Origin of the sequence: Prevotella nigrescens (genome assembly GCF_031191185.1) — a bacterium.
Taxonomy (GTDB): Bacteria; Bacteroidota; Bacteroidia; order Bacteroidales; family Bacteroidaceae; genus Prevotella; species Prevotella nigrescens.
Genome location: NZ_CP133465.1, coordinates 1,804,593 through 1,821,378, shown reverse-complemented (window position 1 = coordinate 1,821,378; position 16,786 = coordinate 1,804,593). Strand labels below are relative to the sequence as shown.

The following is a 16,786-nucleotide window of genomic DNA, read 5'->3' as shown; positions in this document are numbered from 1 at the left end:
CGGACCAAAAAGGATGGAATATTAGGCGTTTAAACAAAGATGAGACTCCCTAACTGAGTCTCATCTTTTTTAGTATATCGTTCATTTTCTGTTTTGTTTCGATGCGTGTGGGCACAAGTGGCAGTCGCAGCACGTTTTCTATCATTCCCATATCGTTCAGCAAAGCCTTGCAGCCTGCTGGATTCCCGTCTACGAAGAGCAGCTTGTAGAGTTCTGTGAATTGGTGGTGAATGATGCGTGCGGCATCGTATTCGCCGTTAAACTCCAACCTAATCATACGCGAAAACTCTTTTGGCAGTGCGTTGCCGATGACTGAAATCACGCCGACAGCACCACTGGCTATCATCGGAAACGTCAGTGCGTCGTCGCCACTAATCACCTCGAAGTGCTTCGGTTTATTCTTTATTATCTCGTCTACCTGTTCCAAACTGCCAGCAGCTTCCTTTATTGCCACGATGTTTGGGAAGTCGTTGGCAATTCTTACCGTAGTTTCCGCTTTCATATTTACACCAGTGCGTCCTGGTACATTATACAATACGATGGGCAGTGGGCTGGTTTTTGCTATTGCCTTAAAGTGTTGATATAACCCTTCTTGGCTGGGTTTGTTATAGTAAGGGCAGATACTGAGAATGCCATCGATACCTTTCCAGTTGGTTTGTTTTATCTCTTCCACGACAGCAGCAGTGTTGTTTCCACCACAATATTTTAATATGGGGACACGACCGTCTACAACCGAGATAATGGTTTCGGTGAGTTCGTTCTTCTCTTCGGTGGATAAGCAGGGACATTCACCTGTTGTTGCCAGAATGGCAAAGAAGTCAGCACCATTTTCTATTTGATATTCTATCAGTCTTTTTAATGCATCATAGTCTATCTCTCCATTTTGTTTGAATGGTGTTACCAATGCTATTCCTAATCCGTGAAAGATATTTTTCATATAAATATTGGCTTTAAAAGCTTTTCCGTTCTAATCAATCAAATTTTGAGGACATTTTCTTTATAAAATAAAGTAGTCCTTCTAATATTATGCAAAAATAAGAAATAAACATCAATCCACAAAGTTTTTATATCTTATTATTTGCTTTTTTGTTTTATTCTCTTTTCTGTTTTATAGAAAAATAATATCTTTGCCCCCGATTTCTTAAAGTCTGAAAGCTATAAATGATGAATTATTTTACTGCAAAACTAACTGAAATACTAAAACATACGCTTGTTATAGTGAGTATTTTCTTCATTGTCAGATTGCTTTTTGCTGTCTGCTTTGTGCCTTTTACCACTTTTGAAGTGTATGCCAAGTCGTTGCCTTTTGCAGCTTTCAACGCATTGCGCTTCGATCTTCAAGTAGCTGCATACGTTGCCATTCTGCCTTTTCTCGTTATTTTGGTATGCCTTTTTGTGCGCAACAGAAGTGTAGCAGGCTGGTTGTCGAGGTTTATCAGTACTTATTATGTGGTGCTCGAAATCGTCCTCCTCATACTTGCGCTTGTCGATATAGGCTTTTACAGCAATTTCCATTCGCATATCAACATTACCTTCTTTGACTTTTTCAATGAGAATCCGTTGAGTTTGCTGCAAACCATTTGGGAAGAATACCACGTCATACTCTATCTTTCAATAGTAGGCTTGGCGAGTTTTGGCATCTATATACTTGCCCGGAAGATTGCAAAAGGTACATTGAACTGCGAAAACAAGCAAGAAAGTTTGGCAGTAAACCGCAAAACCATCGTCCTCATCGTTCTGTTTTTAGTTGCCGAAGTGGTATGCCTTCGTGGGTCGGTATGGCGTTTCCCCTTGCAGGTAGAAGACTCGTTTGTCTCGAGCAGTAAGCAGATTAACGACCTTGTGCCCAACGCCGCCTATATGTTGAAGAAGGCTGTGAAGGAAAAGAAAAATGCTTTTGCCTTTCGTAGCATCGAGAGTTTGCTCTCCGAATATAAGTTCAAGTCGCTGCAAGAGGCCATAAACGTTTACACAAACTCGGATACGATACGTTTGCAGGGCGACACTTTGGCTGCCCTGCGCACGGCATTGTTCCGCACTGTGCCCGATACGATGAAGCACAAACAGCCCAATGTGCTGATAATCTATGAGGAAAGTTGGAGCAACTACCTGATGAATTTAGACAGTCGCCGCTGCGATATGCTGCTTGGAATGCGCCGCCATTTAAAAGAAGATTTGCTCTTTCGCAATTTCCAGTCGGTAGGCAACGGCACAATCGCTTCCATTGAGAACATCGTGAGCAGTGTTCCGTTTCCTCGTTTCTTCTCATCGCCCTATCGTTTCCATTGCTTGCCGTCGTCGGTAGCGTTGCCTTTTAACGAAAGTGGCTACACCACAGAGTTTATTTCGGGTATGGACGTAGCGTGGGAAAACTGTGCCGAAGCACTGAAATACCAACACTTCACGAAAGTTACGGGTAAGTTCACACTGAAAGAGCAGCACCCTGAATACGAGTATAACAGCATCGGAGTGTTCGACCATTATCTTTTCCGCAGCATACAGGAACGGTTAGACCAGCATACAGCTAAGCCGCAAATGCTGCTGTGTATGACTACAACCAACCACCCGCCGTTTGAATTTCCCAAAGATGTGCAGCTGAAGGCAGTGCCAGACGACTATTATAATAATGAGTGCTTTGCTGAAAAGAACCACGAAGTGTTGCAAAAGTATATCACCGGCTTTCGTTATGCCAATAAAACCTTGGGCGACTTCCTCGATAAATTCAAGCAATCGAAGGCTGCTGAAAACACCATTGTCATCATATCGGGCGACCATAACGTGCGTTCTATTCTCGATTACACACAGGTAGACAAGCGTTGGGAGCGTTCTGTGCCGCTCTATATCTACCTGCCACCTTATCTTCGTAAAGAAAGCTATCGTAGCATGACCAATCGTTGGGGAAGCCACGACGACATATTGGCTACGCTTGCACCCTTTGCTTTCCGCAATACGAAATATATGTGCTTGGGCAACAACCTGCTAAAAGAGGGTGTTGCAGACAGCACGTATTACAGTGCCAACGTGGAACAGCTGCTTGCTTGTCCTGCCTATCAGGCACAGGCCCAGCGCATTGTAAATGCCCGCAACCTTCTTCGCATCGTGTTTTTCCAGCAAACCTTTGCGAAATGCTAATGCCATTGGCTTGGTTTCTATGAATACAAACTATGGGGTAGTTGCTGTTTATTAAGGAAAAATATAATGCAGAATGGCAGGTAGGGGTGTGATTTATCACGTTCCCAAACAAAAGAAGAAGCAGCCTAAATATGATGAAGGCAAAGAATCGTCCCCCTATATTTACGCTACAATTTTGTAAAGATAACATTGTTAAAAAGTGACAACTACGTTTTGACATTGCGAAAGCGGCTCTTTTGCGCTGTAAAACCTACGTTTTTACCATGCAAAAGAGCCGCTTTTGGAATGCAGAACAATAGGTTTTGGAATGCGCTGACGATGAGATGATTACGTAACAGTTACGTTTGTAAAAAATATTTACAGGCATATTTCTCTCTTTTCGTTCATAAAATAGATAGTTCCCATTTAGTTTCCGTTACTTGGAAGCCCTTTTGTGGTTGCTGTGTAAATAGGCTGTGTTAAGCGTGCGGGGTTGCTACAGTAAAACGAGAATGTTTTTATCGCTTTCCGTCATCATGGACTGAAGACCGTGTTGGAAAAATAAAAGATTTTTAATACCATTGTAGTTTTATTCTAATTTTATTCTTATCTTTGCGAATGAAAGGACTATACACATTATGAAAAAAGCGCTAACGCTATACGAACTCAACTCTTTGGTTGCCGAACTCATCAACGTTGCTATGCCACAATCATACTGGGTCGAAGCTGAGGTTTCGGAAGCAAGAGAGAGCAGGGGGCATCTTTACTTGGAACTGATAGAGAAAGACGAAAGTACCAATATACCCATAGCACGTGCTTCTGCCAAGTGTTGGCGTTCTTCCTGGTTGATGATAGGACCTCATTTCGAACGTGTCGCAGGCGTACAGCTTCGTGCAGGCTTGCAGATAATGGTGCAAGTGCACGCTCAGTTTCATGCGCAGTATGGCTTTTCGTGGATAGTAGACGATATTAATCCCGAATATACAATGGGCGATATGGCACGCAAGCGGCACGAAATCATCGCGCAGCTGAAGGCAGAAGGCGTGTTCGACCTGCAGAGAGAGCTGCACCTGCCTTTGTTTGCACAGCGCATCGCCGTTATTTCTTCAGCTTCGGCAGCAGGATATGGCGACTTTTGCAACCAGTTGTACGGCAATGAGTATGGATTTAGCTTTCAGACGGAACTCTTCGGAGCAATTATGCAGGGCGAACAAGTGGAGCAAAGCATTGTTGCGGCGTTGAACGAAATAAACGAACGAGAAGACGAATTCGACTGCGTGGTCATCATTCGTGGTGGCGGAGCTACTGCCGACCTTAGCGGTTTCGATACGTTGGTATTGGCAGAGAATGTGGCAAACTTTCCTTTACCTATCATAACAGGCATCGGACACGAACGCGACGAGAGCATTCTTGATATGGTGGCACATACAAGAGTTAAGACCCCAACAGCTGCTGCAGCTTTTTTAATAGACCATCTGGATACTACATTGCATCGTATAGAGCAGGCGCAAACATCTATTCAGCACATTGTGGAACATACAATTCAGCATGAAAAATTGCATTTGCAACAGCTGTCTGCGCGTATTCCCATACTCTTCTCAATGGTCAAGAATAGAGAAGATGCACGATTGGACAACTATTGGCATGCGCTTTTGCAACGTACTATGTTGTACTTGCAGCAATGCCGAATGAATATAGAGTTGTTTTCTAATAAAATTATACCAGCTGTAACGAATAAATTTATGGCAGAACAGCATCGGCTACAACTGCTGTCGCAACGCATCGAGGCTGTAAACCCCGAACGAATGTTGCATTTAGGTTATAGCTTAACCTATAAAGACGGTCATGTGTTGCGCAATATAAACGAGCTAAGAGTAGGCGACGAAATTACGACACGCCTTGAAACTGGCACAATAACGTCGGTAGTGAAGAAATAAACAATTACGAATAAAGTATGAAATACGAAGAAGCACTTGCAAAACTGGAAGCCATTGTTGGGAAAATGGAACGTGGCGACATGAATATTGATACGTTGGCAAGCGAGTTAAAGAAAGCTCAGGGGTTAATAAAAGTGTGCAAGGACAAACTGGCACATACTGATGAAGAAATAAAGAAGTTACTCGAAACGGAATAACAGAGAAACTTAAACAACAAATAAAGGCAATGGACAATTACTAACCGCCAAGTTCTTGTTGTTCGCTGATATGGAGAACAGGAACGAGGCACAAAGTTTAAGATTATGAAGAAAATAGATTGGGAAAACCTTTCGTTTGGTTACCAGAAAACCGACTACAATGTTCGGTGTTACTATCGTGATGGTAAGTGGGGAGAAATAGAAGTATCTTCCGACGAAAACATAAATATACATATGGCTGCAACGTGTTTGCACTATGGTCAGGAAGCTTTCGAAGGACTAAAGGCATATCGCTGTTCTGATGGAAAAGTACGTGTGTTCCGTCCAGAAGAGAATGCTGCCAGGTTGCAACGCACATGTCGTGGTATTGTAATGCCAGAGCCACCAACAAGTCTTTTTATAGAAATGGTGAAGAAAGTTGTACGCTTAAATCAGGAATACATACCTACTTACGAGAGCGGTGCTACGCTTTATATTCGTCCATTGCTCATTGGTACGGGTGCACAAGTGGGTGTCCGACCTGCAGAAGAGTACCTACTGTTGATATTTGTAACTCCGGTTGGTCCTTATTTTAAAGGTGGTTTCTCTACAAATCCGTATGTAATTATGCGTAATTTTGACCGTGCAGCTCCATTGGGAACCGGTACTTACAAAGTAGGAGGAAACTATGCAGCTTCTTTAAAAGCTAACCAGATAGCTCACGAAAAGGGATATGCTTCTGAGTTTTACCTTGATTGCAAGGAGAAGAAGTATGTGGACGAATGCGGTGCTGCCAACTTCTTTGGTATCAAGAATAACACTTACGTCACTCCGGAGTCTACTTCCATATTGCCATCTATTACGAATAAGAGCTTGATGCAGATAGCCGAAGACCTTGGAATGACTGTAGAGCGTCGCCCAATATCTGCAGAAGAACTTGCTACTTTCGAGGAAGCGGGAGCTTGTGGCACAGCAGCGGTCATCTCGCCAATCTCTCGTTTGGACGATTTGGAGAAAGGAAAGACTTACAACTTCGGCGATAAGCCAGGTCCATGGTCAGTGAAATTATACGAAACACTGCGTGGAATACAATATGGAACCATAGAGGATACGCACAACTGGACAATGGAAGTGATGTAAGATAAAAGTCTTTTAGATGAAAAAGTTATTGTCTTTCGTCTTGCTTTCTCTTATAGCACTTGTATCTACGGCGCAAAATAAGCAGTACTATTGCCCGCAATTCGTTGTCGGGCAAAGTGCTTCTTATAGTTATGTGGCTAACTTAGACTGGCATTATAAAGATGATTGGCTGTTCAACGATGTGTCTTTTATGTTCCCACTTCAGTCTTTCGATGACGAGTTGAGCAATGACTTCAGTTTGAAAGTATTGGAAACAGATGAAAACAACACTACTCTCGAACTCAATATAACGAAGGTAGCAATACCAAAGAGTTTTACAGTTGAGGAAGACAAGTTGCTTGTAGAACAGATTCAGCAGACTTTCCAGCGCATAAAGCCTGTTATAAAGGTAGAGTGGGGGACACGACAATGGATATTGGTAAACCAAACAGACTTGTTATTGAACTTTTACGACTTCCTAAAATCGCAGTTTCCTAATAAGAAAGTTACCAAGGAAATGTTTGCAGAAGAGATAAAACATTTTCCAACGAAGATGATTAAAGCTGTCTTCTTGGGCTTTTGTCCTGGTCTTGATGCGTGGCTTAAAGCTTATTGGCAACCTTACGCAATGCCAGTGTTCGAATTTAAGACGATGAAACACTCTGAAACGACACAAGAAAACGTCGATAAATATTGTAGAATGAATGGTTCTGCTCACGTATCTGACGATAAAACATTGTATATAGAGGTTGATATAGAAACGGCACGAGAGCGTTACGATTATAGTGGACCGATTGAAATGAAAGATGATTCGATTGCTACTTCCGGTGGGAAAGCTACTATTAAGAACGATAACACGACCTTGCAAGCTCACTCTTTAAATTCTGCAACTGCTGAGAATAAGTCTGCCTTGTACTTCATTCAGCGTCATAGAACACTTAACTTTGCAGCTGATTCGTGGGTAAAAGATTTAACCGACAGCGTGAATGTTAGACCAAGCGAATTGAAAAGTACAGCACACATTGTATTGAAACGAAATTAATAATGTTTTTAAAGTATTATTTTTATATATAGCACGCATAGTGTTTATACTCTATATATAGTTGTGTGCTCAATTATATCTTGCACATTAACCACCATCATTAACAAAATCTGTGTATCTTTGCACCTATGAATAACAACGAAATCTCTAATAGTGTTAAGCCGAGCGGATTGCTCGCTCACATTGTAGCATTGATGGTAGTAATGATATGGGGAGGAACGTTTGTTAATACACGTGTATTGATAGACCGAGGATTACTTCCTGAAGAAATATACGTGTTACGAACCTTGTTGGGTTATATATGTATATGGTTCATTTCGCCCAAGAAACTGTTTTGTGATACACTGAAAGACGAACTCGTAGTGCTGCTATTGGGCATCTTTGGCAGTTCGCTTTACTTCCTTACAGAGAACTATGCCTTAAAGCTAACCGTTGCAAACGACGTTAGTTTCATTGTTTGCACCACTCCGTTGGTTACGGTTATTTTGGCTTTGTTGCTCCTTAAGAGCGTAAAGGCGAGTCTTCCACTTGCCATAGGTTCTGTGCTTGCTTTGTTGGGTGTGGCTCTTGTTATATTTAATGGTCATTTTGTACTGCATCTCGACCCTTTGGGCGATCTTCTTGCATTGGCTGCAGCTACGAGTTGGGCAATCTATTCGTTGGTAATGAAGAACTTTGCATCGCATTATTCCCCCTTCTTTATCACGCGTAAAGTGTTTTTTTACGGACTGATAACCATACTGCCTGTGTTTGCCGTGCACCCTTGGACGATTCCGTTCGCACAATTGTTTACACCCGAAATTGGTTTTAATCTGTTTTATCTTGGTGTTGTTGCATCGTTTGTATGCTTTGCTGCATGGGCGTGGGTCATTACACGATTAGGCGCATTGCGTGCTTCTAACTATATTTACTTTAATCCCGTAACCACAGTAATAGCGAGTGCACTTGTTCTGAACGAGCGAATGACACCCATTGCCTATGCTGGCAGTGCGCTTATTCTTGTCGGTGTATTTGTTGTAAATAAGGCAAAGAACATCTGATAAGATAGGACGGAGGCATAGAAAGGTGAAAAAAGACGGGTGAAGCAACTGTGGTCTTCAACTTCTTTTGTATATTTGCACACCAAATATAAAGAGTTTATGAAACGATTTCTCTTATTTCTTGTTATTCTGTTGTCGCCTTTTTCACTATTGGCACAAGAGCGTGTGAAATACCGTATTCCTAAGAATGCCATCTTCTACAATCGTAACTGGAAGGGTGTAGGCTCGGCTAAGCAAGCTGCTTATTATCGTGTGCTGACTGTAGACAGGCAGAGACAGAAAGTGTTTTACGACTATTACATTACGGGGCAGCTCTATGCAGAAAAGCATTATATAAGTATTAATAAAGTAGATGACAAGCAAACGGTACTTACAGGCATTGCGCTTACGTTCTATAAATCGGGACGAATAGAATCTATAATGACGTACAGCAATGGAAAAGCCAACGGAAGGGCGGTGTCGTTCTTTGCTAATGGAAATGTAGGAATGAAGCTGAACTATACGAACGGAGTGCTGAACGGAACAACGTACACTTATTCAGAACATGGGAAACTGGAGTATACTGCGGTTTGGAAGAATGGAACAAGGGTGAGTGAACATGCCGGTGGTACCGACAAATACATAAACAAGGCTACGGGGAAAGACGATTTTGTGGAGAGATACCGTTCCACAAATCCCAAATCCTCTCAGACTGCTGAATCCGAACACACGGCTACAACCGACTTTGCAAGAAACGTGAGGTATCCTCCTGCCGAAGATATTTCTGCAACTTCGGCAGAGAAGAGCAATGTAACACGCAACGACAAGCAGTTTAGGTTTGGACCATTATACGAACTATTAGCAGGTGGAGACCTGCGCACCAATGAGATGCATTTCTTCGATGGCATAGGAGCCTCGTACGGACTGACATTGGCTCAAGTAATAAAAGGTTACGGAGCGCAGGAAGAACTGACCTACAGCCATAACATGCAGTACGACGAGGATGCAAACAAAGACATAGTTACCGGAAAACAGCCCCGGCAGATGGGGTTCTGGGGCGTAAGAATGGGCAATCGCTTCACGGCACAGCGTGTAAATCTCTATACGTGGTCGGAAGAAGAGATGCTGAACTTTGCCGGAGAGGTTCTTTCGTATGGCTACAGACTGCTTGGCGGAGGCGATTACCGTTCAATGAATGGCAATTTCGTGTTGGATCACCCCATGCACAATAAGGCGGGCGACAGCTTTGCCGTGGTTGTATCGTTTGCACACTTGGACGGGGCGTATGCAAACTTGTACCATATAACGCTTGATACAAAATAGATTAACTTGTGTGCTGTTTGGTTGATTTCAGAAAAATCACTACTTTTGCATGCACACATATATAATATTTGTCAGATGAAAATTATAAGAAACACATCGTTGCTTTTATTGTGCGGACTACTCTTGATGTCTGCAACCTCTTGTAAGAAAGAAAAAAAGACGGATAACATCATAACCAAGATAAGGCCACAAACAGTGTCGTCGCACGAACCGCAACAGCTTTCTGATTTCGAATATAAGAAACAGGTGGAATGGCTGGGCAATTCTTATACGATCGTTATTAAGCGTCGTGCCGACAAGGGGCTTCCCATGGTTACCGACAGTGATGGAAAGAAGTACTACGACAATAAGGTCGAGGTCGTGATTACACGTGCCGATGGGACAGAATTCTTTAAGCGCACGTTCCAGAAAGGCGATTTCAGGCAGTTCACCGACAACAAATATGGCAGGGAAGGTGCTTTCATAGGCTTTATGTTCGATAAGGTTGAAGGCAACAACCTAAAGTTTGGTGCCAGCGTAGGTTCGCCCGACCCTAACAGCGACGAGTTTATTCCGATTGATGTAGCCATAAACAACTTGGGCGCAGTAAAGATAACGTCGTCAGTTCAGCTGGATACCGAAGGCGACGATGCAGAAAAACAACCACAAGGAAAACCCAAGACAGAACTGGAAATGGCAGAAGAGGAAGGTATGTAGAACCAGCATGCGGAACCATAACGTCAGGTTTGTCTATCCATAGATATACAAAAGTCAATTGGTTTAGCACCGTTGCCCGGATTGTCCGGCATCGGTGCTAAGTTCTTTTAGCAATGGTGCTAAAGTGAGGGAATGCACTTTGCATGTAAATATGGTATATTCTTCATAGCATTCCTTACCCGGTTACAAGCTGTCTGTGTCATGAAAATAGGTTACATTTTTAAATGCTGATATTCTTTCTTTTCGAAACCATCGTACCTTTATTATAAACCTCAGTACAGGGAAAACACATTATAAGTCTTTCTTTTTGCTTACCTTTTCCATCATTTCCCTGAAAGATGGTCTGTGCATCATGTATCCTGCAACGCTCCATACGGGTGTCGTGGCGGGCTATCTCACCGGAAATGATGACTAACTGCTCTCTGCTGTGTTTTTGTTCTGCTATACTCATAGCATACAAAGGTAGCAATTATAAAAGGAAAGAGATTATGAACAGGAAGAAATTATAATGCGTTTTCCCTGATTGTGGGAGAAAGTATAATTAATTGAATATCAGATATATACAAGAACATTATTTCTTTCAGAAAAAAGTATATACTTTTTACCAAGAAAGTATATACTTTTTGTATGAAAAGTATAATGTTTTTGCCTGAAAAGTATATACCTTTTTCCTGGAAGATATATATCTTCTGAAAAATAAGTATATTCGTTCCTGAAAAAAGATTATATTCGTCTTGAATATGTAAACTATTTTCACTGCCTTCGCAGCCATCAATAAACACGAGGGGTACTATTGAAAATGCAAAATCCGGCAAGGTGGTTTTTAGAACCAGCTTATAAAAATAAATATGTTTTCGTGCTTTATTCAGTTTTCTTTTGTATTTTTGTATCAAATTAAATACGGGAACCATCTTGCGAGTAATAGGAAATCGATTCGGAACATGCTTCATACATATTTCCATGTTTGTTCTGTGTTCCTTTTTTTCAGCTTGTTCACGAACAGACAAAGAGAAAGTGGACAGGCTGAACGGTCTTTCCTATTCTTTTCATTATCGCAATATTGATTCGGCATACGTCTATGCAGTCAGGGCATTGCACCTGTCGAAAGGTTATGATGCAGGAAAGGCAGAAGCATTGAACAACCTGGCGTTTGTCGACATTGTGAGAATGGATTACAAGAAGGCTTACGAGAAGCTCGACAGTGTTCTTTCCATTACGGACAACCAGGTGGAACTTCTGGTTGCCGACGTACAATTGATGCGCCTGTGCCAACGGGAGTCGAAGAACAAAGATTTCTACGATTACAGGGAGAAGGCTCTTAGGCGGCAAAGGCGCATTGCCGAAGAAGAAGACTTGCTGACGGAACATCTGCGCAAGCGCATGGTTTATGCCAACTCCGAATTCAGCATCGTCTCTTCCACCTATTATTATTATGTAGGTCTGCGCAATCTGTCGGCACAAGCCATGGAATCCGTAAACGAAGAACAGATAGCCCGCGAAGATACTGCGCAATATCTTAAATATCTTTATAATATTGGAGCGGGAGGTGTCCTGAGCAATGGAACGCAGAAGGAGGTTGTACAGCAGGAATTCGATTACTTGATGCGCTGCTTCATAACGGCACAACAGACGGGCAATGTGTATTGGCAGGCAAACTCGTTGCAAGGCTTAAGCGAGCATCTGCTGTCTGCGGAGCGCGATGAACTGATAGAAGACAACTATTCGTCCATACGATTTATAAATACAGACAACGTACCCGACAGCTTGCTGGCCGGGAACTTGGCCGAACGGGCAACCGATTTGTTCATCAGGTATGGAGATGTCTACCAGATAGCAAGTGCTTTCCGCACGTTGGCATCGTGCTATTGGCAGATAAAAGATTATCAGTCAGCTATCGTCTGCCTGCAAGATGCACTGGAAAGGAACAGGGCCATTAATCAGGCACCCGACCTGATAGCTTCTATCCGTGAGCAATTAAGTGTAGTCTATGCAGCAGTCAATGATAAACAAGGAAGCGACTTTAACCGAAACATCTATCTCGACCTGCAGGAACAGACACGACAAGACAGGTATTTGGAATCGCGTGCCGGAATACTTGAGAAGAGCTCGCACCAGTTGAACCTCATGATAGCTGCAGTACTACTGATGATAGTCCTTGTTGTCGGCTTGCTTCTGCTATTCCACTATTTAAAGAAAAGAAAAGCAGATGGAAATTCGTTGAAAGACCTTCTTTCACCTTTAGAAGAATGGCAAGCCAGGAACAAGAAAGAACTTGAGAAGCTAAACGAAGAGTATCAGGAAGTACAGGAAGTCTGCGACATAGCATATGCCAATGTGGTGAAGGACAAGAAGCGAAACATAGAAAGACGTGCTAAGCTGTTTCTTGTAAATACGCTAAATCCTTTAATAGACAGAATGGTTCATGAAGTTAGCCTATTGAAAAAGAATAAAGAAACCGATGTGTTGCGCAATGAGCGTTATGCCTATATAGCAGAGCTTACCGACGACATAAACAATTATAACAATGTGCTGACGCAATGGATTCAGCTGCAACAAGGAGAACTCTCCCTGCACATCGAGAGCTTTCCGTTGCAGCAGGTATTCGATATCGTAGCAAAGTCCAAGATGGGTTTCCAGCTGAAAGGCATAACATTAAATATCGAGAGAACACAGTCTACCGTGAAAGCCGACAAGGTGCTTACCTTGTTCATGCTAAACACACTGGCGGAGAATGCCCGAAAGTTCACACCTCCAAATGGCACCGTATCTATATCTGCCTGCGAGAGCCCCGATTTTGTAGAGATATCTGTGAAAGATACAGGAATAGGCATCAATGCCGAGACAGCGAGCCATATCTTCGATAGAAAGACTATTGTAGACAACAAAAACGAGAGGTCGCATGGATTCGGTCTTATGAACTGCAATGGAATTATCAATAAATACAAGAAGGTAAGCAGGCTCTTTTCAGTTTGCATGATAGGCGTTGACAGCGAACCGGGAAAAGGTAGCAGGTTCTATTTCCGTCTTCCTAAAGGAGTTGTCCGTATCTTGCTTTCAATCTTCCTGTTTACAACCTCGCTTTCATCGTATGGCAGCGACTTCAAGACCTATGCGAATGCGCAACCGAACGTACACAATACATTTCTACACGAACTCGACATGGCAAACCGTTATGCAGACTCTGCCTATTTCAGCAATATAAAAGGAACTTATAAGCGCACTTTAGATTTCTCTGATACTTGCCGGTATTACCTGAATAAGTATTATCTGAAACTGCAGCCCAATGGCAGACACCTGATGAAACGTATTGCCGATGACAACATAATACCTGCCGAGGTGTATTGGCTGCACGAAAACTTACCAATGAATTTCAGCATTATACTTGACATCCGCAACGAGAGCGCCGTTGCGGCATTGGCTTTGCATGACTGGGACCTGTACAAATACAACAACAACGTTTATACCTTATTGTTTAAAGAGAATTCAGCCGACAAGAACCTAAGCGCATATTGCCGAATGATGCAGCGGTCAGAATCGAACAAGAATGTAGCCATTGTTCTGCTGATACTGCTTCTGCTCTCCATTTTCCCTTTGTATTACTTTATGTACTATCGGCAACGGTTCCGATACCAGTCGTATGTTGAGAGTATCCGACAGATAAACGCAATACTTCTAAGCAACAATACGCTTGCCGAAAAGCAACAGATGATAAGAACCATAGCAACAAATAAGTTCCCCGAGAGCCTGAAAGAAATTACAAAGAAAGTTAACGATGCGTTGGAAAAGTCTGTTATCAGCTATAATGAAAGCTCCACCAATATAGAGCTGGCGAAAGACGAGCTGCACAGAATGGAACTCGAAAGCAACAGACTGCACGTAAGCAACAACATCTTAGACAACTGTCTCTCCACACTGAAGCACGAAACCATGTATTATCCTTCAAAGATTGGTCAGCTTCTTTCTAAAAGAGATGCCGAGTTAGATACCATTGACGAGTTGTCGGCATACTATAAGGAACTTTATTCTACGCTAAGCAAGCAAGCCATACAGCAGGCTTCTATGCTGAAACCTATGTATGGCAGAATAGAAGCGAGCACGCTGCTTGCCAAGAATATGCAACTCTTGTCGCCCGAAAAGGGAAAGCTCGTGGTCTTAGGCGATGTAGACTTGTTGAAATATTTATTCGAATTGCTGCAGAAGCAAGACGGAGGAGAGAGTATAAAAGTAGACATCGACGACTTATCGCCCAAATATATAGTATTCCATTTGTACATGTCGCAGTTGCAACTATCCGACGAGGCTTGCGTCAACCTGTTTGCACCCGACATAAAGCACGTGCCATATATGGTTTGCAAACAAATAGTGCGCGAGAATGGCGAATGCTTCAACCGGCATCGTTGTGGCATTATAGCTCATAATACGGAACGAGGCACCACACTTAGTATAACATTATCGCAAGCAAAAAAGAACAATAAAGAATATGGAGAATTTTAAAGTAATTATTGTTGAAGACGTACCTTTAGAGCTAAAGGGCACAGAAGGTATCTTTCGTAACGAAATACCAGAAGCACACATAATAGGCACTGCCGAAAACGAAATTGCCTACTGGAAACTGATGAAGGCAGAATTGCCGGACTTAGTGTTGTTAGATTTAGGACTGGGAGGTTCAACGACCATTGGTGTCGAAATTTGCAGACAGACGAAAGAGCTGTACCCGAACCTAAAAGTACTGATATTTACGGGCGAGCTGTTGAACGAGAAACTTTGGGTAGACGTTTTGGACGCAGGTGCCGATGGTATTTGCCTGAAGAGCGGAGAACTGCTTACGCGTGGCGACGTATCGAGCGTAATGAGCGGAAAGCGTCTGGTCTTCAATCAGCCCATACTGCAAAAGATAGTAGAGAGATTCAAGAACAGCATTAACAACGAACTGATGCACCAGGAAGCCCTGATAGACTACGAAATAGACGAATACGATGAACGCTTTCTACGGCATTTGGCATTAGGTTATACGAAAGAACAGATTACGAACTTGCGCGGTATGCCTTTCGGGGTAAAGAGTCTGGAGAAGCGGCAGAACGAACTTGTACAGAAGTTGTTTGGCAGCGAGCGTAAGGGAATGAGCATAAATGCAACCCGATTGGTAGTGCGTGCCTTAGAGTTACGAATCATAGACATAGACAATCTGCATTCAGATGAAGAATAAATACGGGACTATAGCATTAGGCTTGATAGTGCTGCAGTTATTAATTGTGTTCAGTTCATGGCTAATAACTGCAGCTTTCCCCGAGGTCAATATCAATTCTTTATTGAGCGGCAGAGGTCTTCGGTGGTTTGCCGGACAGTTTACCAACAACCTGAAGAATAATATGCTTGTATGGCTGATGCTTCTTTCTATCGATTGGGGCGTGTATAAGACGAGTGGACTTCACAACATATTGTGTAAATTGCTGCGCCGACACTGTAGCTTTTCAGAACTCCGCTATAGAGAACGGGTAGGCATAAGGCTGGTCCTGTTCGGTTTCTTGTGTTTCATAGCCCTAAGCATTGTGTTTACCATGTTGCCGGAAGCACCCTTGCTAAGCGTTACAGGCAGTTTGTTTCCAAGCAGCTTTTCTTCAAGTCTTGTTCCGGCTTTATCGCTCATTGTCGTTGTTTCCTCTCTGTCGTATGGTATAGCATGTGGAAAATTAAAGACGCTCTCGGAGATATACAACTCTATTTCGAGCGGTCTGATGTTTTGCAGCAAACTATTTCCAATGTATATCCTCCTTGTTCAACTGTTCTACATAATAGTTTACGTGTTCAATCTAAGAACTTCTGTGATGTAACGAACCGAACTACCCCGCATATTTACTTCTTCTTTCACAGCGAAAGTTCCCTGATAGCATTCGTCTGCCATTGTTGCCTGCACATACTAAGGGAAAGTGCAGACTTGTCTGATTTCTTTTCCTATCTGGCTACAAAAGTGGCTTCCATCGATATAATGCTGAATAACGAGCTATTGTCCAACGTCTTCACGGCAACTATTGTTCAAGTAAGACACCTGCTGTTTACTATAATTGCGCCCATAGATAGCTCCAGATATTTCACCTATCTGCCCTGGGTAAGACTTTGGTGTAAAGAAGATTAAATAATCTTACACGTTCTTTGCTTTCACTACGGATCAAGCCTAAAAGAACAGAATAGAAATTACTACTGCGACTGCGTGGAACACGAAGAGAAAACTCAAAACCATGACTGTGCCAACGACGGGAACGAAAGCCATTACATTGCTTGTGGCATTCGCTTTAATAAATAAATCATGTTTATGAGCCATCAGAGAATTCATGACCAGACCAGCATTCCCATTGTCTCATATTG

General features: G+C 42.6%; 13 protein-coding genes and 1 pseudogene. 11 read left to right on the top strand and 3 right to left on the bottom strand.

From position 1 onward, the window contains the following. Positions 1 to 49: 49 nt before the first annotated feature. A complete protein-coding gene (gene dapA, locus RDV52_RS10025; protein ID WP_004365680.1) occupies positions 50 to 937 on the bottom strand; it encodes a 4-hydroxy-tetrahydrodipicolinate synthase in 888 nt (295 codons plus the stop codon). A 224-nt stretch (positions 938 to 1,161) separates the two neighbouring features. Between dapA and RDV52_RS10020 the strand changes: the two genes are divergently transcribed. From RDV52_RS10020 to RDV52_RS09985, 8 genes are all read left to right on the top strand, one after another. Further along, on the top strand, positions 1,162 to 3,132 hold the full coding sequence (locus RDV52_RS10020) for an LTA synthase family protein (protein ID WP_004365681.1): 1,971 nt from the start codon (positions 1,162 to 1,164) through the stop codon (positions 3,130 to 3,132). A gap of 617 nt (positions 3,133 to 3,749) precedes the next feature. Beyond that, the gene (gene xseA / locus RDV52_RS10015; protein WP_004365682.1) at positions 3,750 to 5,048 is read left to right on the top strand and encodes an exodeoxyribonuclease VII large subunit; all 1,299 of its coding nucleotides are present in this window, start codon (positions 3,750 to 3,752) and stop codon (positions 5,046 to 5,048) included. Positions 5,049 to 5,065: 17 nt separating this feature from the next. Beyond that, a complete protein-coding gene (gene xseB / locus RDV52_RS10010) occupies positions 5,066 to 5,245 on the top strand; it encodes an exodeoxyribonuclease VII small subunit (RefSeq protein WP_004365683.1) in 180 nt (59 codons plus the stop codon). 105 nt (positions 5,246 to 5,350) lie between these two features. Then, entirely contained in the window at positions 5,351 to 6,364 is a 1,014-nt protein-coding gene (locus RDV52_RS10005; protein WP_004365685.1) for a branched-chain amino acid aminotransferase, read from the top strand. A gap of 16 nt (positions 6,365 to 6,380) precedes the next feature. Continuing rightward, positions 6,381 to 7,385, top strand: a complete 1,005-nt coding sequence (locus RDV52_RS10000; protein WP_004365687.1) for a hypothetical protein — start codon at positions 6,381 to 6,383, stop codon at positions 7,383 to 7,385. Between the two features lie 128 nt (positions 7,386 to 7,513). Continuing rightward, complete coding sequence (locus tag RDV52_RS09995; protein ID WP_004365689.1) at positions 7,514 to 8,425, top strand: DMT family transporter; 912 nt, start codon at positions 7,514 to 7,516, stop codon at positions 8,423 to 8,425. A gap of 99 nt (positions 8,426 to 8,524) precedes the next feature. Beyond that, positions 8,525 to 9,727, top strand: a complete 1,203-nt coding sequence (locus tag RDV52_RS09990) for a toxin-antitoxin system YwqK family antitoxin (protein WP_004365691.1) — start codon at positions 8,525 to 8,527, stop codon at positions 9,725 to 9,727. 75 nt (positions 9,728 to 9,802) lie between these two features. Further along, positions 9,803 to 10,423 (top strand): DUF4738 domain-containing protein, encoded by a 621-nt coding sequence (locus tag RDV52_RS09985; protein WP_040556735.1) that lies wholly within the window; start codon positions 9,803 to 9,805, stop codon positions 10,421 to 10,423. 220 nt (positions 10,424 to 10,643) lie between these two features. On the opposite strand, the gene RDV52_RS09980 is transcribed toward RDV52_RS09985, so the two are convergent. Continuing rightward, positions 10,644 to 10,874, bottom strand: a complete 231-nt coding sequence (locus RDV52_RS09980) for a hypothetical protein (RefSeq protein ID WP_004365695.1) — start codon at positions 10,872 to 10,874, stop codon at positions 10,644 to 10,646. A gap of 509 nt (positions 10,875 to 11,383) precedes the next feature. Here RDV52_RS09980 and RDV52_RS09975 point away from each other — a divergent pair. The 3 genes from RDV52_RS09975 to RDV52_RS09965 are packed head-to-tail and all read left to right on the top strand — an operon-like array spanning position 11,384 to position 16,254. Then, positions 11,384 to 14,917 carry a sensor histidine kinase gene (locus tag RDV52_RS09975; protein ID WP_004365700.1) on the top strand — a complete coding sequence of 1,178 codons (3,534 nt, stop codon included), beginning with the start codon at positions 11,384 to 11,386 and terminating at the stop codon, positions 14,915 to 14,917. Beyond that, on the top strand, positions 14,904 to 15,629 hold the full coding sequence (locus RDV52_RS09970; protein ID WP_004363070.1) for a DUF5932 domain-containing protein: 726 nt from the start codon (positions 14,904 to 14,906) through the stop codon (positions 15,627 to 15,629). The genes RDV52_RS09975 and RDV52_RS09970 overlap by 14 nt, the downstream gene beginning before the upstream one ends. Then, positions 15,619 to 16,254, top strand: coding sequence for an AbgT family transporter (locus tag RDV52_RS09965; protein ID WP_004365702.1), 636 nt, complete (start codon positions 15,619 to 15,621; stop codon positions 16,252 to 16,254). Before RDV52_RS09970 ends, RDV52_RS09965 begins: the two co-directional genes overlap by 11 nt. Before the next feature lie 179 nt (positions 16,255 to 16,433). On the opposite strand, the pseudogene RDV52_RS11295 reads toward RDV52_RS09965, so the two are convergent. Further along, positions 16,434 to 16,760: pseudogene (locus RDV52_RS11295) on the bottom strand (transposase); the annotation flags it as partial. Positions 16,761 to 16,786 lie beyond the last annotated feature (26 nt).

What these genes read in the sequence shown, in the direction of transcription:
- RDV52_RS09975 (WP_004365700.1), top strand. Translation starts at nt 11,384, where the DNA reads ATGTTTGTTCTGTGTTCCTTTTTTTCAGCTTGTTCACGAACAGACAAA.
- RDV52_RS10000 (WP_004365687.1), top strand. Translation starts at nt 6,381, where the DNA reads ATGAAAAAGTTATTGTCTTTCGTCTTGCTTTCTCTTATAGCACTTGTA.
- RDV52_RS09985 (WP_040556735.1), top strand. Translation starts at nt 9,803, where the DNA reads ATGAAAATTATAAGAAACACATCGTTGCTTTTATTGTGCGGACTACTC.
- dapA (WP_004365680.1), bottom strand. Translation starts at nt 937, where the DNA reads ATGAAAAATATCTTTCACGGATTAGGAATAGCATTGGTAACACCATTC.
- RDV52_RS09965 (WP_004365702.1), top strand. Translation starts at nt 15,619, where the DNA reads ATGAAGAATAAATACGGGACTATAGCATTAGGCTTGATAGTGCTGCAG.
- RDV52_RS10020 (WP_004365681.1), top strand. Translation starts at nt 1,162, where the DNA reads ATGATGAATTATTTTACTGCAAAACTAACTGAAATACTAAAACATACG.
- xseA (WP_004365682.1), top strand. Translation starts at nt 3,750, where the DNA reads ATGAAAAAAGCGCTAACGCTATACGAACTCAACTCTTTGGTTGCCGAA.
- RDV52_RS09970 (WP_004363070.1), top strand. Translation starts at nt 14,904, where the DNA reads ATGGAGAATTTTAAAGTAATTATTGTTGAAGACGTACCTTTAGAGCTA.
- RDV52_RS09980 (WP_004365695.1), bottom strand. Translation starts at nt 10,874, where the DNA reads ATGAGTATAGCAGAACAAAAACACAGCAGAGAGCAGTTAGTCATCATT.
- RDV52_RS09995 (WP_004365689.1), top strand. Translation starts at nt 7,514, where the DNA reads ATGAATAACAACGAAATCTCTAATAGTGTTAAGCCGAGCGGATTGCTC.
- RDV52_RS10005 (WP_004365685.1), top strand. Translation starts at nt 5,351, where the DNA reads ATGAAGAAAATAGATTGGGAAAACCTTTCGTTTGGTTACCAGAAAACC.
- xseB (WP_004365683.1), top strand. Translation starts at nt 5,066, where the DNA reads ATGAAATACGAAGAAGCACTTGCAAAACTGGAAGCCATTGTTGGGAAA.
- RDV52_RS09990 (WP_004365691.1), top strand. Translation starts at nt 8,525, where the DNA reads ATGAAACGATTTCTCTTATTTCTTGTTATTCTGTTGTCGCCTTTTTCA.